This window comes from Methanobrevibacter sp. (assembly GCF_030539555.1).
In the GTDB taxonomy this organism is placed as follows: domain Archaea; phylum Methanobacteriota; class Methanobacteria; order Methanobacteriales; family Methanobacteriaceae; genus Methanocatella.
In genome coordinates this window covers 12,947-36,239 of record NZ_JAUNXX010000014.1, presented here as the reverse complement: position 1 = coordinate 36,239, position 23,293 = coordinate 12,947, and the positions used below count along the sequence as shown (strand labels likewise).

The 23,293-nt window shown below is 36.4% G+C and carries 25 protein-coding genes; 4 read left to right on the top strand and 21 right to left on the bottom strand.

All coding sequences use genetic code 11. The annotated features are described in order from the left end of the window. Positions 1-33: 33 nt before the first annotated feature. The 10 genes from Q4Q55_RS04685 to Q4Q55_RS04640 all read right to left on the bottom strand — a co-directional run bounded on the left by Q4Q55_RS04685 (position 34) and on the right by Q4Q55_RS04640 (position 12,413). Complete coding sequence (locus Q4Q55_RS04685; RefSeq protein ID WP_303371665.1) at positions 34-852, bottom strand: DUF368 domain-containing protein; 819 nt, start codon at positions 850-852, stop codon at positions 34-36. A gap of 155 nt (positions 853-1,007) precedes the next feature. Further along, entirely contained in the window at positions 1,008-1,907 is a 900-nt protein-coding gene (locus tag Q4Q55_RS04680) for a hypothetical protein (protein WP_303371662.1), read from the bottom strand. A 193-nt stretch (positions 1,908-2,100) separates the two neighbouring features. After that, complete coding sequence (locus tag Q4Q55_RS04675) at positions 2,101-2,868, bottom strand: MIP/aquaporin family protein (protein WP_303371661.1); 768 nt, start codon at positions 2,866-2,868, stop codon at positions 2,101-2,103. Between the two features lie 9 nt (positions 2,869-2,877). Continuing rightward, on the bottom strand, positions 2,878-4,377 hold the full coding sequence (locus tag Q4Q55_RS04670) for a DUF2193 domain-containing protein (RefSeq protein WP_303371660.1): 1,500 nt from the start codon (positions 4,375-4,377) through the stop codon (positions 2,878-2,880). A 220-nt stretch (positions 4,378-4,597) separates the two neighbouring features. Beyond that, positions 4,598-7,483 carry an excinuclease ABC subunit UvrA gene (gene uvrA, locus Q4Q55_RS04665; RefSeq protein ID WP_303371664.1) on the bottom strand — a complete coding sequence of 962 codons (2,886 nt, stop codon included), beginning with the start codon at positions 7,481-7,483 and terminating at the stop codon, positions 4,598-4,600. 293 nt (positions 7,484-7,776) lie between these two features. Next, a complete protein-coding gene (locus tag Q4Q55_RS04660) occupies positions 7,777-7,989 on the bottom strand; it encodes a hypothetical protein (protein WP_303371659.1) in 213 nt (70 codons plus the stop codon). Positions 7,990-8,087: 98 nt separating this feature from the next. Next, a complete protein-coding gene (uvrB, locus tag Q4Q55_RS04655; RefSeq protein ID WP_303371658.1) occupies positions 8,088-10,055 on the bottom strand; it encodes an excinuclease ABC subunit UvrB in 1,968 nt (655 codons plus the stop codon). 6 nt (positions 10,056-10,061) lie between these two features. Further along, entirely contained in the window at positions 10,062-10,352 is a 291-nt protein-coding gene (locus Q4Q55_RS04650) for a hypothetical protein (RefSeq protein WP_303371657.1), read from the bottom strand. Between the two features lie 122 nt (positions 10,353-10,474). After that, positions 10,475-11,353, bottom strand: coding sequence for an alpha/beta hydrolase (locus Q4Q55_RS04645; protein WP_303371656.1), 879 nt, complete (start codon positions 11,351-11,353; stop codon positions 10,475-10,477). A gap of 148 nt (positions 11,354-11,501) precedes the next feature. Continuing rightward, positions 11,502-12,413, bottom strand: a complete 912-nt coding sequence (locus tag Q4Q55_RS04640) for a ribose-phosphate diphosphokinase (RefSeq protein WP_303371655.1) — start codon at positions 12,411-12,413, stop codon at positions 11,502-11,504. Between the two features lie 142 nt (positions 12,414-12,555). On the opposite strand from Q4Q55_RS04640, the gene Q4Q55_RS04635 reads away from it, so the two are divergent. Further along, complete coding sequence (locus tag Q4Q55_RS04635) at positions 12,556-13,017, top strand: hypothetical protein (RefSeq protein WP_303371654.1); 462 nt, start codon at positions 12,556-12,558, stop codon at positions 13,015-13,017. An 18-nt stretch (positions 13,018-13,035) separates the two neighbouring features. Here the strand turns inward: Q4Q55_RS04635 and Q4Q55_RS04630 are convergent, their stop codons facing one another. From Q4Q55_RS04630 to Q4Q55_RS04600, 7 genes are all read right to left on the bottom strand, one after another. Next, entirely contained in the window at positions 13,036-13,404 is a 369-nt protein-coding gene (locus tag Q4Q55_RS04630) for a zinc ribbon domain-containing protein (protein ID WP_303371653.1), read from the bottom strand. A 33-nt stretch (positions 13,405-13,437) separates the two neighbouring features. Then, on the bottom strand, positions 13,438-13,947 hold the full coding sequence (locus Q4Q55_RS04625) for a GNAT family N-acetyltransferase (RefSeq protein WP_303371652.1): 510 nt from the start codon (positions 13,945-13,947) through the stop codon (positions 13,438-13,440). A gap of 33 nt (positions 13,948-13,980) precedes the next feature. Next, positions 13,981-14,982: a GGGtGRT protein gene (locus tag Q4Q55_RS04620; protein ID WP_303371651.1), complete on the bottom strand. Its 1,002-nt coding sequence runs from the start codon at positions 14,980-14,982 to the stop codon at positions 13,981-13,983. Positions 14,983-14,986: 4 nt separating this feature from the next. Then, complete coding sequence (locus Q4Q55_RS04615; protein ID WP_303371650.1) at positions 14,987-15,679, bottom strand: iron-sulfur cluster assembly scaffold protein; 693 nt, start codon at positions 15,677-15,679, stop codon at positions 14,987-14,989. Positions 15,680-15,788: 109 nt separating this feature from the next. Beyond that, positions 15,789-16,175, bottom strand: coding sequence for a type II toxin-antitoxin system VapC family toxin (locus Q4Q55_RS04610; protein ID WP_303371649.1), 387 nt, complete (start codon positions 16,173-16,175; stop codon positions 15,789-15,791). Beyond that, entirely contained in the window at positions 16,176-16,352 is a 177-nt protein-coding gene (locus Q4Q55_RS04605) for a hypothetical protein (RefSeq protein ID WP_303371648.1), read from the bottom strand. Positions 16,353-16,408: 56 nt separating this feature from the next. Beyond that, positions 16,409-16,645: a hypothetical protein gene (locus Q4Q55_RS04600; RefSeq protein WP_303371647.1), complete on the bottom strand. Its 237-nt coding sequence runs from the start codon at positions 16,643-16,645 to the stop codon at positions 16,409-16,411. Positions 16,646-16,750: 105 nt separating this feature from the next. Between Q4Q55_RS04600 and Q4Q55_RS04595 the strand changes: the two genes are divergently transcribed. Together Q4Q55_RS04595 and Q4Q55_RS04590 are read left to right on the top strand one after the other, a co-directional pair. Beyond that, entirely contained in the window at positions 16,751-17,665 is a 915-nt protein-coding gene (locus tag Q4Q55_RS04595; RefSeq protein ID WP_303371646.1) for an ADP-ribosylglycohydrolase family protein, read from the top strand. After that, entirely contained in the window at positions 17,655-18,137 is a 483-nt protein-coding gene (locus tag Q4Q55_RS04590) for a hypothetical protein (RefSeq protein ID WP_303371645.1), read from the top strand. The genes Q4Q55_RS04595 and Q4Q55_RS04590 overlap by 11 nt, the downstream gene beginning before the upstream one ends. Here the strand turns inward: Q4Q55_RS04590 and Q4Q55_RS04585 are convergent. Both Q4Q55_RS04585 and lonB read right to left on the bottom strand, forming a co-directional pair. Next, positions 18,127-19,545, bottom strand: a complete 1,419-nt coding sequence (locus Q4Q55_RS04585) for a Mur ligase family protein (RefSeq protein ID WP_303371644.1) — start codon at positions 19,543-19,545, stop codon at positions 18,127-18,129. The genes Q4Q55_RS04590 and Q4Q55_RS04585 overlap by 11 nt on opposite strands. Before the next feature lie 73 nt (positions 19,546-19,618). Then, positions 19,619-21,499, bottom strand: a complete 1,881-nt coding sequence (lonB, locus tag Q4Q55_RS04580; protein WP_303371663.1) for an ATP-dependent protease LonB — start codon at positions 21,497-21,499, stop codon at positions 19,619-19,621. A 241-nt stretch (positions 21,500-21,740) separates the two neighbouring features. Here lonB and Q4Q55_RS04575 point away from each other — a divergent pair, with 241 nt between their 5' ends. Continuing rightward, complete coding sequence (locus tag Q4Q55_RS04575; RefSeq protein ID WP_368660137.1) at positions 21,741-21,950, top strand: MmcQ/YjbR family DNA-binding protein; 210 nt, start codon at positions 21,741-21,743, stop codon at positions 21,948-21,950. A 129-nt stretch (positions 21,951-22,079) separates the two neighbouring features. Here the strand turns inward: Q4Q55_RS04575 and Q4Q55_RS04570 are convergent, their stop codons facing one another. Together Q4Q55_RS04570 and Q4Q55_RS04565 are read right to left on the bottom strand one after the other, a co-directional pair. Then, positions 22,080-22,727: a stage II sporulation protein M gene (locus Q4Q55_RS04570; RefSeq protein WP_303371642.1), complete on the bottom strand. Its 648-nt coding sequence runs from the start codon at positions 22,725-22,727 to the stop codon at positions 22,080-22,082. A 154-nt stretch (positions 22,728-22,881) separates the two neighbouring features. After that, on the bottom strand, positions 22,882-23,046 hold the full coding sequence (locus Q4Q55_RS04565; RefSeq protein ID WP_303371641.1) for a hypothetical protein: 165 nt from the start codon (positions 23,044-23,046) through the stop codon (positions 22,882-22,884). Between the last annotated feature and the right edge of the window lie 247 nt (positions 23,047-23,293).

The window sequence follows — 23,293 nt, the reverse complement described above, 5'->3', positions numbered from 1 at the left end:
AGCAATTTTACTAAAAAAAGTTTTCAAATTTGACTATTCGATATAGTCAAATCTGGTTTCCAAAATTATAATCAGAGCAAAACCGACAACTGCAACGATAAAGCATGGGAACAGTCCGGCAAAGTTCAAACTTACAGAGTTGATAATCTCAACACCAGGAACCTTAAGAGATCCAAGCATTACCCCAATCAGGAATGCCATTGTCAGTTCCTCATAGTTTTTAAGAAGATAATTCAGGATTTTTGAAAATCCAAGTATTCCTATCAATGCACCGACGACGAAAACTACGATTTCAACAATGCTTAATGTGTGAAGGGCATTCAGCATGTATTTGTACTGGCCTAAAAGCAATAATAAAAATGAACCTGAAATTCCAGGCAAAATCATTGCACAGATTGCAATCATTCCTGAAATGAAAAGTATCGGCAGGGAATGGTTGGCTGCAATAGGATTCAGACTTACAAATATATATGTCAATATTAAACCCACTATTGCACAGGCAATATGCTTTATGTTTATCTTGTCTATTTTTCTAAGAAGGATTACAGCTGAAGCTATAATCAAACCTAAAAAGAATGAATATGTCCATGCAGGATATGCGTCCATACAGAATGTCACGACCTTTGCCAGAGTTAAAAATGCAACTCCTATACCTAATACAAGAGGTATGAAGAATTTAAAATCGATTTCATCAAACAGTTCATCTTTAAAACCTTTTAAATCTCCTTTCAGCAACGGTCTTACAAATCCAAACTTGATTTTACTGATGGCTCCTATCAAATGAGCGTAAATTCCAGTAATCAATGCTATTGTTCCTCCGGAAACTCCCGGAACAATATCTGCAGAACCCATCAGGACCCCGCGAATGAATATCAAAATAGCTTCCTTAACATCAAAATTCAATTTATCACCTATATTATATTAATAATATTAGTGTAACTTGATTAAAATAATTTTATATAGTTCTATTATTTTTTTGGATAATAATTATATAGCCACAAATACCCTTAGTTCATGCCATTTGTTTTAAGTAATGTATTCAACTCATCAATCTTCTCATCCTTCTCAGCCAACTCAATAGCATGAAACTCATCCTTCTCAGCCAATTCTTTTTTATATTGTGCCTCCTGAATACTGAGTTCTTTTTTATGTTGCGCTTCCAGTTGTGCAAACTCTTCTTCATACCAAATTCGCATTCCCCTTTTTGCAGTTTCCCTATCTTTTTCTAACATCCCTAACAACTCCATTACCTGTTCTGCATTATCATTTAATTTGTACTTAATCATTTCTTCAAGAACTTTTGTCATATCCCTTCTTATTTCACCTTTAATTCCATTTGACTGAGTAAGAATTATACACAATTCTTTTAGAACATCATATTTATTATTGAGGACAAAAATGGCAATTATAGCAATATTTAAAACAATATAATTTTCAATTTCGTTATTTTTATAATTGTCCTTTAGAATATTTAATCTTTTTTGAATTTCTTCATCGTCGATTGTGACAAACACCGGCTGAAGGACATCAGATTCTGTAGAGCGATATTCTGTTTCGTGCTCCTCTTTTGGAAATGGACTAACGATGACTGACAATAATGGAAGTTTGTGTTTGCATTTAGAATAGTTTTTGTATCCGTCAATTATTTTGATTTTAATTGTATCCAATTTTGTAGATTGGTGTTCAATATTTATTAATATCTCAATTCCACATTCAAGTTCAACCAATTCAAGCAAATCCATTCTAATTCCAGTCTTTGGATCGATTACCACATCATTTTGAAGCAATTCCTTGAAAATTCCTGGCAGTTCCAAATTTAAGTGAAAATCGCTTGCCCATTGGTCGCCTGTGTATCTGAATGATTTGTCCATAGCGTTTGAAATAGGTTTAATCTCTTCTGCCAACATAATATTTACATCCTTAAATTTTTAATTAAACAATTTAAACAAATATATATTATATTTAACAGTATATAAATGCTTCTATATTAAATCAAAGCAATATTTACTTCAATATTAAAAAAATAAGGCCATATAAATATTGTTTTTTGAGTGTAAAAATGACATTAAAAAAAAGAAAAGAAGAATAATTCAAAAAGAATTATTCGTCGTTGAAAGGTTGTGGAAGTTCACAGACTCCACTGTCTTTTGCAAGATATGCATATGCAAATGCAGCACATACTGCTCCAAGAATAGGTCCAACCAGATAAATAGGGAAGAATGCCCAAAGGTTTTGACCGCCTAAAATCATGTCCATCAGGTACGGACCGAATGTACGTGCAGGGTTGATTGAAGCGCCTGTAAATGCACCTAATACTACAATTACTGCTGCAACGGTCATACCTATTGATATTCCGGCAAAACCCGGTTCTGCCTTTTTGTCAACTGCAACACCCATTACAACCATCATGAGGAAGAATGTTCCTAAAAACTCTGCAAACATTGCCTGCCAGTATGTCACACCAAGTCCCGGAGCGGTAGCACCTAGACCACCGATTGCAACTGCCGGAGCACCAAGGCATAGGAATAAGCATAAACTTCCCAAACATGCACCGATTACCTGTGCAATTATATAGCAAACACTGTCGATTAAATCAATGTTTTTGGTCACAAGCAGACCGATTGTTACAGCAGGATTCAAGTGTGCGCCAGATATCTTACCGAATACATAAATACATATCATTACAGTCAGACCAAATGCCAAAGCTATAGCAATCCAGTCACCTAATCCACCTAAAGGTCCGATTCCGGTAGCTCCAGATGCTTCGGTAATCAATAATGTTACAACAGCTGCACCTGTACCGAAAAATACCAGGAAAAATGTTCCCAGAAGCTCTGCAAAGAATTTTTTTCTAATATTGCAAGTCATACTTTCCCCCTATACAGATTCTCTCCATTGACAGTATTCGTGTTTGTTGTCAACCAGTGATGCTGCAGCACAGTTTTTACATCCTCTTACAGGTGATCCCGGAGCTTCCTTGTTAAGTGCAATAATGTTTGTCATCATTGTTGCTGTAATTGGTTCTGAAGTTAAAAGACATGGGTAGTCCGCAAGTCTCATGAGTGATGAGAACCTTACTGTAATTGCACATGCAGGATAAGTGTACCTTTGTGGGTTCATTACTGTTTCGTTAGCTAAAATTGGGCTTAAATCAACTGTCATACCATTGATTTTAGGAGCCAGTTCTCCACCAGTGCCTGCCCTGAATTTGCGGGCTCCGCTGATTGCGTTAAATCCTCTGTAAATCATGTCCATGAAGTCACAGTTGTGAAGCTCAGCAGCAGCTCCTCTTGTTGGATATTGCTGTACGAAGTTGTGGAATCTTTTTGAGAATAAATCCACTACCATAGGTGCATTGAATCCGTCAAGCTCCAATATGAATTCAGTTGCGCATGCGGATGAACCTGTAGCCAATTTCAATACGTCAAACTCTGATTTGTAATTGTCCAGATTGGATGTTAATGTGGAACCTATTACTTCAGCAGTTGCCTGAACGATAGCTAAAGTCACATCATCCTTACACATGTTGTATGTGGACTGACCGATGTGGTGTCCGATATCTCCGACACAGTATGCTGGAACTGTTACGATGTTTCCGTAGTGCACTCCATCATCCATTGCTGCTTTAACGGTTGATGTCATTGCTTTTTTGTATTTGTTCATGTAGTCCCTTACATCAAATGATGTGTGGTCTGCATCATCCATCAGTTGGCCCTGTCCTTCGATTGGAGTTTTATAAATCATCTGCAATGCTGCAATTTCCTTTTCGGTTGCTTCAGCTGCTGTTGCACCTGCTTCAATAGCGTTTGCAAATGCATCACCTATACCATATGAAGTGTTCATACCCCATGATTTAGCGGATAGGATTGCCTGTTTGTGAGCAACTGGAATGTCTGTTTTTTGAAGTATTTGGTTTACAACATTACTGGTACTTCCAGGCATCAATGCAAAGTCCACAACACATGTCGGTCCGTAAAAACCACCGTATCTTCTGATGGATTCTTTAGCAACAAGGGCTTCATTATCTGCAATAGCTTGGATAAATTTATCTAAACTGTCTGCAAATTCACCATCTTCTTCACATAAAATTTCTAAAACCGGAGGAGTTTGGAAATGTTCAATGAAAGGATCATCTTCACATTTCAAGGTGTCTGTAATGGAAGATAAAATCTCAAAGTGGTTTTTGACAGATTCCTTGTGTAAGTTAATTACGGATTCTGCCTGACTGTCAAGTGCAGTCATGCCTGCCACAGCATCAGCATATGGCTTTGCGTCAGTGATTTTAAAGTCATTGTACCTGTTTTCAGAGATAACTGTAACGTCTGCCTTTTGAGCAGCCATTGACTCGTTAATCATTTTTTCATATAACTCTCTCATATTATCACCTTTAATGATAAGTACACTAGTAAGTATTTTATATAGTATTTATACTTTACTAGCTCCCTATGATTATAAATTATTCAATAAAGTATTTAAATTTAGTTAAACAATCACCTAAAAAAGAATTTTAAATAATAGATGTTCAATATATTTAAAAAAAGTAGAATAAAAATGTAAATTGAAAATTAAAAAAATAGTAAAGTGATATAAGAAAAATTCATTTTCCTATATCTTGAACCAATTCCTTTGCATAAGGAGTGATGTTTTCATCAAGCATTTTCTCCAGGAATTGTCCGGTATATGTTCCGGCTTCTGCAATCTCTTCAGGTGTTCCGGTAGCTATCACTTCACCGCCGCCGTCACCGCCGTCAGGACCCAGGTCAATAATATGGTCAGCAGTTTTTATAACATCCAGGTTATGCTCAATGACAACGACAGAATTTCCTGCATCTGTCAATCTGGCCAAAACATCCAAAAGCCTTTTGATATCTGCAAAATGAAGACCTGTAGTCGGTTCATCCAAGATATATAATGTTTTACCAGTGCTTGTTCTTGAAAGCTCTTTTGCAAGCTTGATTCTTTGAGCTTCACCACCGGAAAGGGTTGTTGCAGGCTGGCCTATTTTCATATAGCCCAATCCGACATCATATAATGTCTGAAGCTTTTTGGTGATTTTTGGAATGTTTTCAAAGAATTCCAATGCCTCTTCAACAGTCATTTCAAGGACCTCATAGATGTTCTTGCCCTTATATCTTATGTCTAAAGTCTCTTCATTGTATCTTTTGCCTCCGCAGACTTCGCATGGAACATAAACATCTGCCAGGAAGTGCATTTCGATTTGGACAATACCGTCACCTGAGCAGGCCTCACATCTTCCGCCCTTAACGTTGAATGAAAATCTTCCAGGCTTGTATCCTCTTGCTTTGGACTCAGGAGTGTTTGCAAACAGATCACGGATATCCGTAAATACTCCTGTGTATGTTGCAGGATTTGATCTTGGAGTTCTTCCAATTGGCTTTTGGTCAATTGCAATGACCTTGTCAATGTTATTAAGTCCTTCGATTTTGTCATATTTACCTGCAAACATGAATTTTTTGGTTAACTTTCCTTTAGCGCCCTTGTATAATATTTCATTAATTAAACTGCTTTTACCGGAACCGCTGACACCGGTTACGCATGTGAATTTGCCAAGCGGGATGTCAACATCGATATTTTTCAGGTTATTTTGAGCTGCACCCCTAATTGTAATGAACTGTCCGTTGCCTTCACGGCGCTCTTTTGGGATGTCTATCTTTTTGACTCTTGAAATGTACTGGCCTGTAATGGAATCCGGATTGTTCATTATGTCCAAAGGTGTTCCCTGAGCTACAATCTTACCTCCGTGCTCACCGGCACCGGGACCGATATCCACTACATGGTCTGCTGACAGGATTGTCTCTTCATCGTGTTCAACGACAACCAGAGTATTTCCCAAATCTTTAAGTCTTTTTAATGCTTCAATGAGTTTTATGTTGTCCCTTTGGTGGAGTCCGATACTCGGTTCATCCAAAATGTATAAAACACCCACTAAACCTGAACCAATTTGAGTGGCCAATCTGATTCTCTGTGCTTCCCCACCGGACAATGTACCGGATGATCTTGACATTGATAGATAATCAAGTCCCACTTCAACCAAAAAGCTTAAACGCTCCTTAATCTCTTTTAGGACTTCTTTTGCGATGAAGTTTTCTCTTTCTGTAAGTTCCAGTTCCTGGAAGAATCTGTATGAATCCTTGATTGACAAGTCACACACGTCAATGATTGATTTTCCTCCGACAGTAACCGCTAAAACCTCTGGCCTTAAACGTTTGCCGTTGCAGACATAACATTTTCTGTCACTCATGAATTTTGAGAGATATTTTCTTGAATAGCTTGATTTGGTTTCAAAATATAATCTTTGCATTCTTGGAACCACACCCTCAAACTTACGATTGACCATGTATGATTTGTTTCTTCTTTTGAATTTGAATGGGATTTTTTCGTTGCATCCGAAAAGAATAGTATCCTGGTATTCCTTAGGTAGCTCTTCAAATGGAGTATCCATTGAAAAATTGAAATGCTTTGATACAGCATCAAGCATCTGGAAGTAGTAATTTTCCCTTTTTGCTGAACTTGCCCAAGGCACAATTGCTCCCTCATTTAATGTCAGTGATTTATCTGGAACCACCAAATCAGGGTCGATTTCCATTTTGGAACCTATACCATTACATTCAGGGCATGCCCCCTGAGGAGCATTGAATGAAAACATCCTTGGAGTCAGCTCCTCAAAGTTTATTCCACAGTCAACGCAGGCAAAGTGCTCTGAATATTTTTTCTCATATTCTTCGCCGTCATCGAACAGTACTGTGATTAGACCATCGGTGAATTCTGCTGCAGTTTCCAGTGAATCCACAAGCCTTCTTTTAAAGTCAACGTCACGCCTGATTTTAAGCCTGTCAACCACAACATCAATGTTGTGCCTATATGTCTTGGCCAAGCTAATGTCCTCATCCAAGTCCCTTATCTCACCGTCAACACGGACACGAACAAAACCCTTGTTTCTCAAATCCTCAAGGACATCCTTAAATTGACCTTTCTTGTCACGAACAATAGGTGCCAATATTTGGATTTTGATTCCTTCACCCTCTTCGATGATGGAATCTCCAATTTGACCTATTGTCTGTTGGGATATTTCCTTTCCACAATTAGGACAGTGAGGAATGCCTATTCTTGCATACAACAATCTTAAATAATCATAAATTTCAGTAATTGTACCTACAGTGGATCTTGGGTTTTCCCTTGTGGTTTTCTGGTCGATTGAAATGGCCGGAGACAACCCTTCTATTGATTCCATTTCGGGCTTTTTCATCTGCCCCAAAAATTGTCTTGCATAAGCAGATAATGACTCAACATATCTACGCTGTCCTTCAGCATAGATTGTATCAAATGCCAGTGAAGACTTTCCGGACCCGCTTAGACCAGTAATTACAATAAATTCATCACGGGGCACACTGACATCAATATCCTGAAGATTATGCTCACGTGCACCCTTTATGACAATCTGTTTTTTAGACTCCATAGTAATCTCCTTAATTTAGTTATATTATATTAGAACAAAATCATTTATAAAATGTTTGAGAGAGCATTTGAAAAATAATATGAAATTTCAACAAACTCGAAAAAAAGAAAAAAATTGAAAAAATTTTCTCTTAAAGAAAATTAACATGAACAAATTACTTCCATTTCAGAGACATTAATTATATTCTTAGCAATAGTGCTGAAAGGCTGAATAATCTTCCCATCATTGTTTAAAATTTCCATCAAAAGGGTTATTTCTTGACTATTAATTATCATTATTATCAAATAAATATCTTTAAATTATTGTTTAGGATGCTCATAGACAACTTTATACGTTCCTGTTTTCGTTTTGCCAATTTGAACAGGTTTTTCATTCAATAACAAATCATAAATCAAACCGATATCGGCAAATCTATCAACATTTGATTCAATGAAATGTCTGGACTCTTTAATTTGAGTTTCATCAAGATTGTCGAGCAAATCCAATACTTCTTCCAAGATATAGTCAAACATTAACCCCCCCCCAAAATGGATAATGCTCATTATGTAAAAAATAATTTTTAACAATTTTTGAAGTGCGACTGTATGAACAAACACACCTTCAAAAGAAGCTATTTGTCAAAGCCTTTCAGTGCATAAAGCTTGTTTCTCAAGTCTGCAGCACGTTCAAAGTCAAGTCTTGCAGCTGCATCCTTCATATCCTTTTCCAAATCATTTATCAGCAAACGAAGTTCATCTTTAGGCATATTTTCGACTTCAGAACCTGAAATTCCTTTATATTTTACATCTTCATCTGCAAGTTTCTCCTTTAAAGTCCTTTGAGTGGATTTTGGAGTGATTCCGTGAACCTCATTGTATTTCATCTGGAGCTTACGCCTTTTAAGTGTAATGTCATATGCGTTTTTAACAGAATCTGTCATGTTGTCCACATACATTATTACACGGCCGTTGACGTTTCTTGCCGCACGCCCAATAGTTTGAATTAAAGAAGTTTCGTTTCTTAAAAATCCTTCCTTATCCGCATCCAGAATAGCTACAAGTGACACTTCGGGCAAGTCAAGGCCTTCTCTTAAAAGGTTTACACCAACCAATACATCGAACTTGCCTCTTCTTAAATCATCCACAATCTCAATTCTCTCCAATGTATCGATTTCAGAGTGCATGTATCTTACCTTAACGCCGATTCTTGCATAATAGTCAGTCAGGTCTTCAGCCATTCTTTTTGTCAGTGTGGTAACAAGCACCCTTTCATCTTTTTCGGCGGTTTTTCTTACCTCTTCAAGCAGGTCTTCCACCTGACCTGTAACCGGTCTAATCAGCACTTCAGGATCAACCAATCCTGTCGGCCGGATAATCTGCTCGACCACATTCCTTGATTTTGCAAGTTCATATTGTGCAGGCGTTGCTGAGACATAGATTACCTGATTGACTGATGATTCGAACTCGTCAAACCTTAACGGCCTGTTTTCCTTGGCTGAAGGCAATCTGAATCCATATTCAACCAGAGTTTCCTTACGTGCACGGTCTCCATTATACATTCCCCTGATTTGCGGAACAGTAACGTGGGACTCATCAATAATTGTTAAAAAATCATCCGGAAAATACTTCAAGAGCGAATAAGGCTTGTCTCCCCAATTACGGCCGGACAAATGCATTGAATAGTTTTCTACACCCGGACAGTATCCCATTTCCTGAAGCATTTCTATATCAAAACGAGTTCTCTGCTCCAGTCTTTGGGCTTCCAACAATTTTCCTGTCAGATTAAGTTCCTGAAGCCTTTCTTCCAGTTCACTGGATATTTTGGAAAGGGCGACATCCATCTTGTCCTGGCCGACAACAAAGTGCTTTGCAGGGAAAATCATGTATCTTTGAAGGGACTCCTGTTTTTTTCCCGTGACCTTGTCGATTAAGCTAATCGCATCGATTTCATCACCGAAAAGCTCGATTCTTATAGGGGGCGTTCCGTGAACAGGGTTTATTTCAATGACATCCCCTCTTACTCTGAACTGACCTCTGTCAAATTCTATGTCGTTTCGCTCATATTGCATGAAAACCAGGCGTGAGAGAATTTCAGATCTGTCATAAATATCTCCAACAGCTATGCCGAAAGCAAATTCACCATAGTCTTCAGGCGAACCGATACCGTAAATACAGCTTACACTGCTTACAACAATAACATCATCCCTTGAAAGAAGGGATTGTGTAGCAGAGTGCCTCATTATATCGATATCATCATTGATGGATGCTTCCTTGTCAATGAATGTGTCAGTTCTTGGCACATAAGCTTCCGGCTGGTAATAATCATAATAACTGACAAAGTACTCTACGGCATTATCCGGGAAAAATTCCTTGAATTCTTCATATAATTGTGCAGCCAGGGTTTTGTTGTGTGAAATGACAAGAGTGGGTTTCTGGACTTTTTCAATGACATTTGCCATTGTGAAAGTCTTGCCCGAACCTGTCACTCCTAAAAGAGTCTGTTCCTTTATACCTTTTTTTATGCCCTCAGCTAGAGAGTTAATGGCTTTTGGTTGATCACCCAACGGTTTATAAGGTGATTTTAGTTTGAATTCTTTCATAAATATCTAATTTGCAATAGAGACATTGAAACTGATATGAGTGTAACTTGGAGAACAGCATGGAGTGACTCTTTGGTCTCTGACAACAAGTTCCCCATAGCCTTTGAGTTCCTTTTCCAAATCCCTAATGATATTGGGAATGACTTGCGTATTATAAACTTTAAGAGAACCTAAAAATATGGTTTTGGCAGCCATATTCATCACTGACACTGTTTCAACAACGTCCATCTCAGAATATTTTTCCAAAATCTTATTAGACTTATCAGTTAATTCCTTTTTAATTTGTTCTTTATCCATTTTAATCCCTCACTGCGATTTAAAATATCCCTCACTTTACGTCCTCAATAATTATATTATTGGATATTATATTAATTAAATATTATCAACCTCGTTCAGTTGCAATTATCTAATTTAAACATTTAATCTAAAATTATTTCAACAATATGTTTGAATGCTTCCTTTGATTCGGGAACTAACGGATAAATAGGATAAACATGATTCATTTTCTCACCAACATTAAGCTCCACATCAACACCATTATCCTTTAGCTTATTATAGAATTTAACTATATCCGGATAGAGTATTTCATGAGTTCCTACAAAGAGTGTTGTTTTCGGAAGTTTATCCACTTTTCCAAAGAGTGGACTTACCTTATAGTCTTTCGAATCAAGGTCACCTGCCCAGGTTTCACCCATTTCACGAATCCCATCCACCCCAAGCATTGGATCAAATTCCACGTCATCATAATCTCCAGACATTGACACGTCAAGCCAAGGAGATATCAAAATCAAGTTTTCGGGTTGTGGCAAATCATTAAAAGAGATATATTCACAAAATGCTGCAGACAGCCCTCCTCCTGCAGAATCTCCCATGATTATGATTGGCTTATTCAATGTCATCAAATGTTTATATAGCTTTTCAACTATTTCATAGGTTTCTTCGTAGATATGCTTTGGTGCAAGCGGATAGATTGGAGCAAATACACATGCATTAACATTCTTTGCAAGCTTATCGCAAAAAGTAATGTGAGGCCGTCTAATCTCGTTTACATATATTCCACCATGAAGATATATGACCAGACGTTCACTATCATCAACATCATTAAAGATTATCATCTGACATCCAAACATGTCCCTGCTTTCAACTTTGGTGCGGTATATCCATTTTGGTATTTCATAACGTTCATCTTCTACAATAGAACGCTCCATCATATGCTCTCGAGCTTTAGCCGCATCATCAACATATTCACGATGCCTTTTATCCAAAACAGTTTCCATGATTTTTGACATTATTGACATTTTTCACACTCAAAAATAGATGTATTGGATTTCATTAGCTATTTTAGATGAGCTTTCAATAGCTGTCTTAACAATGAAAAATCATACACTCCCAACAGACATTATCACTTACTAAATTGAAATCAAAGATGAACAGAAATCTTCAATGCTACCTCAAAGCATCTGCAATAGATTTTGCAAGAGATACACGTGAAGTATCTGAGGATAAACTGTTAGTTCCAATAATTTTACCTGCACCGGCAGCATAAATTCTTGTAGCACCGTTATTTGTCAAAATCGGATGAACACAGCATACATCTACAGCGGATGCACCATACTGTTTTAAGATATTGATTGCATTTACAATGGTTCCTCCTGTAGCAATAATATCATCAACAATAACGGCATGCATGCCTTTCACTGAGTCAATATTAACAGTATTGTCGCTTTCACTGTCACATCTTACATCCACAATTCTTGTTTCAACCTTATCAGGTCCTAAACGAACTTTAGTTAAGTAAGTACAGTCACAACCGATGATTTCAGAAATCTCCTGTGCAAATCCATAGGCACCTTTATCCGGAGCGATAATCAATGGCTTTTCACCGCTTTTTCTGAAGAATTTTTTATTCAGATATTCAGCTATTACCGGCATTGCGGAAATGTTTCTTGCCTTAATGTCAAAAAAGTTAAGCACACATTCCTCATGAATGTTGAATGTGATGAATTCATCTGCCCCTGCTGACTGAATCATGTTACAGACAATCTTAGCTGATACTGACTCACCCGGATTGAAACGTTTTTCCTGTCTTGCATATCCAAGATATGGAACTACAACCCTAACCTTTTTGGCACCCAAATCCTTGAGTGTTGAAATGATAAATATCAATTCCATCAGATTTTCATCCTGAGGATAGCCTGTTGACTGAATAACAGTTACTTCATCTTCAATTTCGCCATTAATGCGTAAATATCTTTCTCCATCCGGAAATTTCTTAGTTTCAACATAACATACTTCTTCGCCTAGTTCTTTAGCGACATGACTAGCTAAATCTTGAGAAGCTGAACCACCAATAATCACAATATCACCAAAAATTTATATATAATATACTATGTCTCTGATAATTAAAAAAGTTAAGTATTAATACTTAAAGAGATTAAAAAATTAAATCATGAAAAAATTATCTTTAATACTTTTAGCGGTTATATTGCTAATAGTTGTTATGGCAGCTGCAACAATTGCAAGTCCAATTTTAATAGTCGCTGAAGATTCAGAAGAAGATGCCAGTATTGATATGGCTGCAAAATTTTCACTCACAGGATATGAATGGGTATATCCTGGAAGTTCTGTCAATGCTCAAGGCCAGACATTGCATAATGTCCATATAGACAATCCTCAAGACCCTTATGGAGCAGCACGTGACATTATGACATATAGCTACAATTATACCCCTCATATTATTGCCAGTGTAAATAATGATGCTGCACAGGCCATATTCGGTTCAACAATTGTAGATGATATCCGTGCAAACGATGCATACAACGGTTATCCTGGAAACGAAAATGTTCAGGGAACCATGGACAGAGGAGATGCTGTGGATACTGCAATGAGCAATAACGGAATGAACGTATTTCAAGTTCCTATTCAAATTTTAATGGGAAATATAAAATTCATTTTTGTATAATTTCCCTTTTTTCTATTTTTAATGCAACATAATGTAAAAAGACAATCCGACACCCAAAGCGGAAATTGCCAATTGTATAAATCCATGTATTCTAAGTTCTTTGACTGGAGCCTGAATTAAATAGAATGGCATGAAAAATCCAAAAAATGCGAAAGTTGTCATGAAATTGTTTTTAGCAAGCAGATTTGCAATAACTCCGCCCCATGATAAAAAAATAGTAATAATATAAGAAATAATAACTGCTTTCTTGTTGATTCTAGGCTGTTGTGCATTATAAACATAAATCTGTTTAGGTTTTAATCCTTCAACCAGTGGATTGCCGCATTTAGCACAATAATCATATTCATCCTTATTTTCATATTCGCAGTTACTACAAATTCTTGTCATTAGATTTAAATTAATATCTTAAAATATATAAACCTATTTTTCTTTTTTCACAGCTATTTCCCGAAATGCCTCACCCTGATAATTTACATTTTCCAGTTCTATATAATATTCAAATCCCAATTTTTCCAAAACTCTTTTTGACTGAGTGTTCTCTATTCTGTATGATGCATAAATGCAGTGAATATCCAAATCATCAAATGCATGATTCAATATCGGTTTTGCCGCTTCTACAGCCAAACCCCGACCCCAGTATTTTTCTGCTACCCAATAGCCAAGCTCAGCTGATCCGTCTCCCCAATAGTGATTTCCGTCAGGATGTATTAAAAGCCCTACACAGCCAATTGGAACATCATCCAAAGTAATTGCATAAGTTTCCTTTTTAGCAAAAACTGTTTTAATAATGTTCAAACTATCTTCAATACTTTGATGAGGAGGCCAACCTGCTATAGGACCAATATTTGGATTTTTTGCAAAATGATATAAACATTCCGCATCACTTTCCTTCCATGGCCTTAAAATTAAACGTTCAGTTTTAAAAATCATAAAAAAAAAGTAAAAAAAGGGTTAAAATCCCATTTATTTTTTCATTGCCTTTTCAACAGCAACAGCCACAGCAACGCTTGCTCCAACCATCGGGTTGTTACCCATACCAATCAGTCCCATCATCTCCACGTGAGCCGGTACGGATGAAGAACCTGCAAATTGAGCATCGGAGTGCATTCTTCCCATAGTATCAGTCATACCGTAGGATGCCGGACCTGCGGCCATGTTGTCCGGGTGAAGTGTTCTTCCGGTTCCGCCACCTGATGCAACTGAGAAGTATTTCTTGCCTTGTTCAATGCATTCCTTCTTGTATGTTCCTGCCACAGGATGCTGGAAACGTGTCGGGTTTGTTGAGTTACCTGTAATTGAAACGTCAACTGCCTCCAGATGCATGATGGCTACGCCTTCTCTTACATCATCAGCACCGTAACATCTGACTTTTGCCCTTTCACCATCAGAATATGCTTTTTCTTTGACTACCTTAACTTCTCCGGTAAAGTAATCGAACTCTGTTTGAACATAAGTAAAACCATTAATTCTTGAGATGATTAGTGCTGCATCCTTTCCAAGCCCGTTTAAAATGACCCTTAAAGGCTTTTCCCTTACCTCATTTGCAGAGTTTGCAATACCGATAGCGCCTTCTGCAGCGGCAAAACTTTCATGACCTGCAAGGAATGCAAAACATTCACTTTCATCGCTTAAAAGCATTGATGCAAGGTTTCCATGACCTAAACCTACTTTTCTGTCATCTGCCACACTTCCAGGAATGCAGAATGCCTGAAGACCTTCGCCGACAGCCTTTGCAGCATCGGATGCTTTAACACATCCCTGTTTGATAGCTATTGCAGCACCAAGAGTATATGCCCAGCAGGCATTTTCAAAACAGATTGGCTGAACACCCTTAACGATTTCATAAGGGTCAAATCCTTTGTCAAGACAAATCTGTTTTGCTTCTTCAAGGTCTTCAATATCATATTTTTCCAAAACAGGAATGATTTGATCAATTCTTCTTTCATAACTTTCAAATAAACTCATAATATCACTCCTTCCTTGGGTCTATTTTTTTGACTGCATCATCGAATCGCCCATATTGGCCGGTTGCCTTTTCGATAGCTTCAAGAGGGTCAACGCCATCCTTGATTTGATCAAGCATCACGCCAAGGTTAATGTACTTATAACCAATTATTTCATTATCTTCATCAAGACCTATTTCCGTAATGTAGCCTTCAGTCAACTCCAGGTATCTTGGACCTTTTTCCTTTGTTGAATAAATTGTACCGACTTGGCTTCTGTGGCCTTTGCCCAAATCCTCCAGACCGGCACCGATTTGAAGACCTCCTTCTGAAAATGCTGATTGAGTTCTGCCGTAAACAATTTGCAGGAACAGTTCACGCATTGCAGTGTTTATTGCATCGCAAACAAGGTCTGTATTTAAAGCTTCCAATATTGTTTTTCCAATTAGTATTTCACCGGCCATAGCTGCGGAATGAGTCATTCCAGAACATCCTAAAGTTTCAACCAATGCTTCCTCAATAATACCATCCTTAACGTTTAATGTCAATTTGCAGCATCCCTGTTGCGGTGCACACCATCCGATACCATGGGTGAAACCGGAAATATCAGATATCTCTTTTGATTTGACCCATTTTCCTTCTTCAGGAATAGGTGCTGGACCATGATTTGCCCCCTTGCGAACAGGACACATGTTCTCTACTTCAGTTGAATAAATCATCTTTTACTCCTCGAATATTTTTTAGACATTAATATATTGATTAATATTAAATTAATATTTTATGATTAACATCCATCTCCAAAAAGACATTCTAAAAAAAAGCAATTGATTAATGGATTCTAACAATTCCATCAACCCTATCAAAATCTTCATCAAAACTTATCAATTCATGAATATTCTCCTTTTTCATTACAGTAACATATATAGCATCAAAAAAAGAGATATCTGAATCGTACTTAACATATTCATCCATTGCCTCATCAAACAAGTTTGTATCTTCAATTATTTTAAAGATATTTGGGATATTCCGATAGATTTCGAGTATATCCTTGGTTTTGAGTTTATTCTTCAAAACAGTTATTGTCTCGGCAATAACCAATTTAGATATAATCAATTCATCATCTTTAATTCTTTCATAGATTTTTTTGGCCTTAGGATGCCAAGGGTCATTCGATACGAACAAACCTACAATAAATGTCGTATCCAAAAAATACAATTAAATCTCCCCTCTTTTAAACTCATTTTTTAAGTCGACGCAGTTTATTGGTTCAATTGAAGCATATCTTCCAACCATATCCTCCAAATCCAGATGATTTTTTAAATTAGGCATTCGATTAACTGAAGGATTATTTTTTATCGGAAATCTGTTTATTTTAGGATTATATATCTGCATAATACCACCTAGTTTTATATTGATATCCTAACTACATATAATTTACCTAACTTTAATTACAATTTTCCATTCTTAAAATCATTCTTTAATTCAACTGCATTTATCGGTTCTGAAGAAACATATCTTCCAACCATATCCTCAAGAGACAATTCTTTAATGAAATCCAATTCTACTTTTCCATTATCATTTATACGCCATTCTATTTTATAAGATTTGTCCAAATTAAATTCCTGCCTTATTTCTTGAGGTATTACTGTTTGAAACTTGTCATATATACTAGTAATACTAACCATTGAATCACTTCCTAACCATATATTAAATTCCTAACCCTATAAATATTATTATCCTTATTTTAATTTAATAACAATTAATATACGGAAAAAACCATATTAATAATCATGAAAGTTAAAGATGGAATAATCGGTTTACTCATTGGTGATGCATTGGGCGTTCCGGTTGAATTCAAATCAAGAGAATACCTGCAGGAACATCCAGTCACCACCATGATGGGTCATGGAACATACAACATGCCCAAAGGAACTTGGAGCGACGATTCCTCAATGACCATTGCCACAATGGCAAGCATCGTCAATAAAAAAGCTATTGATTATGATGACATAATCAGCGAATTTTGCGAATGGATTTATAATGGAAAATATGTTCAATATTATGTATTCGATTATGGAAATACTACTGGAGATGCATTATACAACTATCATCACAAGCACATGCCCGCTTTGGAATCCGGATGCAGTGGTGAAAGGGACAACGGAAACGGGTCCTTAATGAGAATCCTTCCACTTGCATACATTCCAAACATTGATTATGAAACAATAGAAAATATTTCCGGATTGACGCATGCCCACAAACGATCCAAAATAGCCTGCGTATTATACATTGAAATCGCAAAGTCAATGATTGAAAATGATGACTTGTCTATTGATGAGCACATTAAAAGAGCAAGTGATAAAATCATAAAGTATTACAAGGGTTCTGAAGAATTGAAACACTTCAAAAGAATTTTTGATGATGATTTAGACGATATCCTCACAATCAAAAGTGGAGGATATGTTATTGACACTTTCGAAAGCGTGATTTATTGTCTGAAAAACACAGGCAACTATAAGGATGCAGTCCTGAAGGCTGTCAATTTAGGTAAAGATACAGATACTGTGGCGGCCATTTGCGGCGGTCTTGCTGGAATCTATTACGGTTTTGATGAAATACCTATAGATTGGATTGATTCGATACCTGAAATTGAGCAGGTGCTTTCATTATGTGAAAAGTTCGAGGCGTTTTGTGATGAAGATTAATGAAACCATTAAAAATATCAGGGCTTCCTGCGATAATTACATGGACAAAGATTTGGTTGCTACAATCATCCATGACAACCACTACATGGGAACAAATAATATTCTAGAATTTGACGGATATGGCATAATCCCTGATGACAGCTTTGAAAAGAGAATTTCAAAAATCCTAAAACATGAAAATATCTTTTTGGCTATTGGAATGTATGTTTTCATACCAGTCATTAATGAATGTGACATCTACTCTGTTAATGACTATAACCTTAAACTAACACAGAAAGAATTTGACAAATACGCCAATGAAAAGGAAAGGATTTTTGGAATTTTAATAAGAAAAGAGTCTGAAGATTTCATTATTGGAAGCACGGACCTTTGCGGATGTAAAATTGATGCTTCTTTTAAGGAAATAGAAAAAAGTGATTTAAATTTCTATAAAAAATTAGAAGAGATAATAGATGAGCTAATCATCTATTAATCATTTTTTGTTTTATTTTCTCCCACATTGCCTGCTCTTCACCGCAACCTGTCAGGATAACATAGTCGTATTTGGAATTTTGAGCAAGCTCAGATAGTTTTTCAATCCGTGCATCCATCTCATCATAGCTTAGAGGATAGAACTCAGCATCCGGATATTCTTTTTTCATTATTTCATAGTACTCATGAGCCTTGTCTATTGATTTTCTTCCCGGAACCACGATAAGATGTGCGGGATTCATGCTTTTTACAACTTCAAAGTGATCTTCAAAGATTTCCTCCTCATCCACATCAGGAGTTGTGTAAATAAACTCAAGAGGACCGTCAACATACTGATTCATGAACATGGCATTGATTCTGGCAGCATCCCCATTGTCTCCCTGACCAAGACCAACGAACTTGCCTCCGATGTCGACGACTTCAAATCTTCCAGGAGGAATGAATGACATGTCCAGATTGTTGAATATGCTTTTGACAGTGGATTCAATATTTTCCACTTTAGGAGTGAATGTTGCATAAGCTGTTATTGAAGCCAAAGTATTATAGATATTGTGGAAACCGAATGGGGGCACTGCAATATCAATGTTAAATTTGACATTTTTGGAAACAGTGAAATTGAACAAATCCCCTTCAATTGTTAATTTCCATGACTCCGGATTGAATTCAGCATTTGTTAACTTAACATTTGCATCGGGACGTTTGAATCCGCAACTGCATTCATAAATTCCCCTGTGATTTAGGAAATGCCTTGAAAATGCTAATGTTTCACCACATTTAGGGCATTCAATAGCTTCACCGTTTATGTCCTCAATACCATCACATTCAATACCATAATAGTTTATTGTAACATCCTTTTCTTTATCAAGTCCAATCAGAGCAGTTCGAGGATCATCAGCATTGGTTACAATGACGCCTCTGGTCATACCTTGAGACAACAGTCTTTTGGCTTTATAATAGTCTTCAAAAGGATTCTTTACACCTGCAACCTGAGTATGCTCCTGAGAAATTGTCGTATAAACCACACCTACAGGGTCAACAACCTTCTGTACAGTATCCGGAACCCCATATTTTATATTACGGATACCATATTCAAAAACACCAAGTTCTCCTTTTTGCTGAATGAAAGCTGAAGCTATGGCATTAATAGTATTGCTCTCAAAACTGCTTCTAATCTGAGTATCGGTTGACAATAATTTAATTAAAAGTGTTGTAGTTGTAGTTTTTCCATTGGTTCCTGTAAGAATGACAGAACCAATTTCCAAATCTTTTGATAATTCTGAAACTGCATCAACACCTGCAATCCGTGTAAATAAAATTCCTGCAAAACTTTTACCACTTCCCGGTCCGAATTTGGAAAATGGTCCACCTACTTTAGCTATAAATTTTGCAACACTAGTTTTAATACTCATAGTTAATGATTAGAATATGAAAATATATAAAAATTTGGTTAAAACCTTAAAAAAAAGTTAAAAAATAATCCAACTAGTTGGTAGCTGGATTTTTAATATTTGTTTGCGGAACTTTTTCAACGACTTTGGAACTGATGTTTTTCATTTTTTCAATTAAAGTATCCTTTTTGGAACCACTGATTAAAATGTTTTCTAAAACATCCCTTAAAGTTTCTGTTGGAATGATTTCAATCATATCTTCGTATTTTTTCTCAATCATAACATCTTTTAAGTTAGATTTTGGAATTAATACTTTTTTCATTCCAGCTTCTGCAGCAGCTTCTATTTTTGCTGTTGCACCACCAATAGGCATTACATCCCCACGTACATTAAGTGAACCTGTCAATGCCACAGTCTGATCGATTGGAATTTCTTCAACTGCAGATATAACCGCTGTTGCAATACTTACACTTGCTGAATCCCCTTCAACCCCATCATATGTTTGGATGAATTGGACATGAATGTCATAATCAGAAATGTCCTTGTTGGTGTATTTCTTAATAAGAGCACTTACATTCTGTACAGATTCCTGAGCAATTTCACCCAATTTACCTGTAGCGATGATTTGACCACCGTTTTTGGATTGGGTCGGTGCGGCTTCAGCAGCAATCGGTGAGACAATTCCGCTTCTGTCACCTATTACTGCAAGTCCATTTACAAGACCGACTCTTCCACCTTCAGCAGAAACCATACTGTAGTCTTTTCTTTGTAAAATTGACCTGTCGGCAATTTGCTGTTCTAAGGTTCTTGCGAATTTTTTAGCTTCAAATACATGGTCGGCAGTTACAAGTTCCGCTCCTTTTTCAATGGCGACATCACCTGCAGATCTTACCAATCCACCAAGATCCCTTAATCTCAAAGTTAAAGCGTTTTGCTTACCGGATCTTCTTTTTGCTTCCATGATTATTTCATCTAATGCATCCGGAGCAAAATGAGGAATTCTTCCATCATTTTTAACTTCCTGAGCAACGAACTGAACCAGTTTTTCTCTGTTTTCAGTGGTATCTTCCATGTAGTCTTTCATGAAAACCTCATAACCGTATCCTCTGATTCTAGACCTCATTGCAATGTGCATTCCTTCCAGAACCTGCAAGTTACCTGACGCTACAAGCACAAAATCACATGGCACCGCTTGAGACCTTACCATTGCCCCACTTGAGTTTTCACTTTGACCTGTGATTGAATATTGCTTTTCCTGCATTGCAGATAACAGCTCCTGCTGGGTTTTCATGCTCATGGTACCTATTTCGTCAATGTATAAAACCCCTCTGTTAGCCTTGTGAATCATACCCGCTTCCACACGTTCATGGGCAGGAGTTCCAAGACCACCTGACTGGTATGGGTCGTGGCGAACATCACCTAATAATGCACCTGCGTGAGCTCCAGTCGCATCCATGAATGGAGCAAATCTGGACTCTTCATTATTCACCAACAATTTAGGAGACATATTGTTAGTTTTAGGTTTAATCTGTATTGAGATAAGTAAAATTAATGCAGCTGCGATAATGGATTCCAACAATCTGCCGTACATAAATCCGATAACCAATACCCCACCAATAGCAAACATAGTTATTATGCTTTTTCTCTCTTCATGGCCTTTGGCTGACCCTTTAGTTGCCTTCACTATTTTTTTACCTTCTCCTGCAGGCACTGTTCTGATTAAAGGATGATTATTGTCTTCCATATTAGGATATACTAAAATATCCTGTAAGGTTTCATGAGGTAAAATCTGTGCCATACCTTTTGCAAGCATTGATTTTCCAACACCAGGATCACCAATCAACAAAACATTTCTTCTTTGTTTGGCTGCTTTTTTAATAGTTTCGATGGATTCCTCATGTCCAATAACCTGGTCTATTAATAAAGGCGGGACTTCAATATCCTTTGAACTTTTTATATTATCATAATCTAACATAGGTTTAGTTTCTTCACCAGAAGTTGATTCTTTTACTTCAGTTTCAACTATTTCTTCACTAGAAGAATCATCAATTGATTCTTGTTCTTCAAATTTCATTAAATCAACCTCACTATAATCATTAAATTCATCGTTAAAAAAATTAAGTTTAACTAACTATTTAAATATTGTTTATTAAATATATAAAAAGGTTTCTATTTTAGTAAATAAAAGTAACTAAAAGAATCAAGTTTTCAACCTCATGTACATATATTCACCTTCCCACTATTACTTTTCAATGATCTCGTACAACATAAAAAATGACAATGTGTCGAACGTCATTGACGGTGATGTGATTCTTGAAGGATATCCCATGAACAAGAAAAACTGGATAACAGTTCCTTTAGATGACAGAATCAGTGATGAGAAACTCTTTAAGCTGGTTGAGGTCAGCTACAACCTAATATCCTGAAATGTATCTTTTATGAATTCACTCTCGGTGCTTACCGATAGCTACTCTAATGATGACTTCAATCAAATCAGTTTCATCTTCTTTTTTGAAAAATAAATGATCTTCAGCTAAAAAAAAAGCTGAAGAATTTTATAATCCCCCACATATGAAAGCAGATAATGGAACTGAAACATATGCTTCAATAGGAGCTGCAATAGCCAGCAGAATTGTTGAAAAAATGAATATCACTATACTTTGAATTAACCCTTTTTTGGTTTTTTCAAATGCTTCGAAAGCTCCATCACTTGTTCTCCAAGCTTTAACAAATCTCCAGATAAACAAAAACAGCAATATCCCTGCAACTGATTCAAGAACTGTTGCAGTAATTTCAAATATTCCATGAGGTATTATATAGACAAGATATAGAATACCCATTTTTGGTGATATTGTAGCGAAGAGCTGCCCAATGGCTCCAAGATTAACCGCATTATATAATAACATGATAACTGCGGGAATGCAGAATAGAATTGAACCTAAATAGGTCACTATTCCTCCCATTTCATTACTGATGAACAGATCGAGTGCACCTACTTGGGAGCTCATGTTCGGAGTTTGTGCAGTTGAATTTGCAATGAGCGTACTGTTTACCATAGCACTTATCTTATCGGCTGAAAGAATCCATGCTAAAATAAAACAAATAATAAAAATAATATATAAACCAATTATGAGCTTTTTATTATCTTTTAAAGATTCAGCAGTCAAATCTTTAAATTTTGTAAAAACATCAAATTTACTCATGTAAATATATTTTACAATTGAATATATAAAATTGGTTCCATCAAACCAGTTAAAAAGGAGTTAACAAGTACTGTTAACTTGAATACAAATCTGTGAAAATCCGAGATGGTATTAGATAACCCTCATCACACCATATTGCTCGATGGCATTACTTTTAATTGGACCATTTTCGTTGCAAATCAGCATCACTGTATACCACTTTCTCTGCACAAGTATCATACTGTGATACATTGCTGATGCCCATCTCAAAGAATTTTAAGCACATATCCTTACTTTTAACATAGTTTTCACAATCTTCATGAATATTCTTTTCACTCATTCACAAACCTCCATTGAAATTTTGAATATTTCTGGGAAATATTCATTTCAGAAACAATATTATTCTTTATTATTTTTTTACCTTAATTAAATTGCGTTTAAAGTGAATGTTTTGAGGCATATACTAAACAAGATAGTAAAACCTGATTTAACGTTAACGATTGAGAATTTAAAAGCTGTTTTCCTTGCATTGTTATATATGCTGCCTTGAGATTAAAACAAGATAAATGCTTGTTAATGAGAACAGC

Bases quoted from the DNA above. Each gene is read 5' to 3' on its own strand.
- Q4Q55_RS04685 (WP_303371665.1), bottom strand. From the start codon at position 852: ATGGGTTCTGCAGATATTGTTCCGGGAGTTTCCGGAGGAACAATAGCA.
- Q4Q55_RS04680 (WP_303371662.1), bottom strand. From the start codon at position 1,907: ATGTTGGCAGAAGAGATTAAACCTATTTCAAACGCTATGGACAAATCA.
- Q4Q55_RS04675 (WP_303371661.1), bottom strand. From the start codon at position 2,868: ATGACTTGCAATATTAGAAAAAAATTCTTTGCAGAGCTTCTGGGAACA.
- Q4Q55_RS04670 (WP_303371660.1), bottom strand. From the start codon at position 4,377: ATGAGAGAGTTATATGAAAAAATGATTAACGAGTCAATGGCTGCTCAA.
- Q4Q55_RS04660 (WP_303371659.1), bottom strand. From the start codon at position 7,989: ATGTTTGACTATATCTTGGAAGAAGTATTGGATTTGCTCGACAATCTT.
- uvrB (WP_303371658.1), bottom strand. From the start codon at position 10,055: ATGAAAGAATTCAAACTAAAATCACCTTATAAACCGTTGGGTGATCAA.
- Q4Q55_RS04650 (WP_303371657.1), bottom strand. From the start codon at position 10,352: ATGGATAAAGAACAAATTAAAAAGGAATTAACTGATAAGTCTAATAAG.
- Q4Q55_RS04645 (WP_303371656.1), bottom strand. From the start codon at position 11,353: ATGTCAATAATGTCAAAAATCATGGAAACTGTTTTGGATAAAAGGCAT.
- Q4Q55_RS04635 (WP_303371654.1), top strand. From the start codon at position 12,556: ATGGCAGCTGCAACAATTGCAAGTCCAATTTTAATAGTCGCTGAAGAT.
- Q4Q55_RS04630 (WP_303371653.1), bottom strand. From the start codon at position 13,404: ATGACAAGAATTTGTAGTAACTGCGAATATGAAAATAAGGATGAATAT.
- Q4Q55_RS04625 (WP_303371652.1), bottom strand. From the start codon at position 13,947: ATGATTTTTAAAACTGAACGTTTAATTTTAAGGCCATGGAAGGAAAGT.
- Q4Q55_RS04620 (WP_303371651.1), bottom strand. From the start codon at position 14,982: ATGAGTTTATTTGAAAGTTATGAAAGAAGAATTGATCAAATCATTCCT.
- Q4Q55_RS04615 (WP_303371650.1), bottom strand. From the start codon at position 15,679: ATGATTTATTCAACTGAAGTAGAGAACATGTGTCCTGTTCGCAAGGGG.
- Q4Q55_RS04605 (WP_303371648.1), bottom strand. From the start codon at position 16,352: ATGCAGATATATAATCCTAAAATAAACAGATTTCCGATAAAAAATAAT.
- Q4Q55_RS04600 (WP_303371647.1), bottom strand. From the start codon at position 16,645: ATGGTTAGTATTACTAGTATATATGACAAGTTTCAAACAGTAATACCT.
- Q4Q55_RS04595 (WP_303371646.1), top strand. From the start codon at position 16,751: ATGAAAGTTAAAGATGGAATAATCGGTTTACTCATTGGTGATGCATTG.
- Q4Q55_RS04590 (WP_303371645.1), top strand. From the start codon at position 17,655: ATGAAGATTAATGAAACCATTAAAAATATCAGGGCTTCCTGCGATAAT.
- Q4Q55_RS04585 (WP_303371644.1), bottom strand. From the start codon at position 19,545: ATGAGTATTAAAACTAGTGTTGCAAAATTTATAGCTAAAGTAGGTGGA.
- lonB (WP_303371663.1), bottom strand. From the start codon at position 21,499: ATGTTAGATTATGATAATATAAAAAGTTCAAAGGATATTGAAGTCCCG.
- Q4Q55_RS04575 (WP_368660137.1), top strand. From the start codon at position 21,741: ATGTACATATATTCACCTTCCCACTATTACTTTTCAATGATCTCGTAC.
- Q4Q55_RS04570 (WP_303371642.1), bottom strand. From the start codon at position 22,727: ATGAGTAAATTTGATGTTTTTACAAAATTTAAAGATTTGACTGCTGAA.
- Q4Q55_RS04565 (WP_303371641.1), bottom strand. From the start codon at position 23,046: ATGAGTGAAAAGAATATTCATGAAGATTGTGAAAACTATGTTAAAAGT.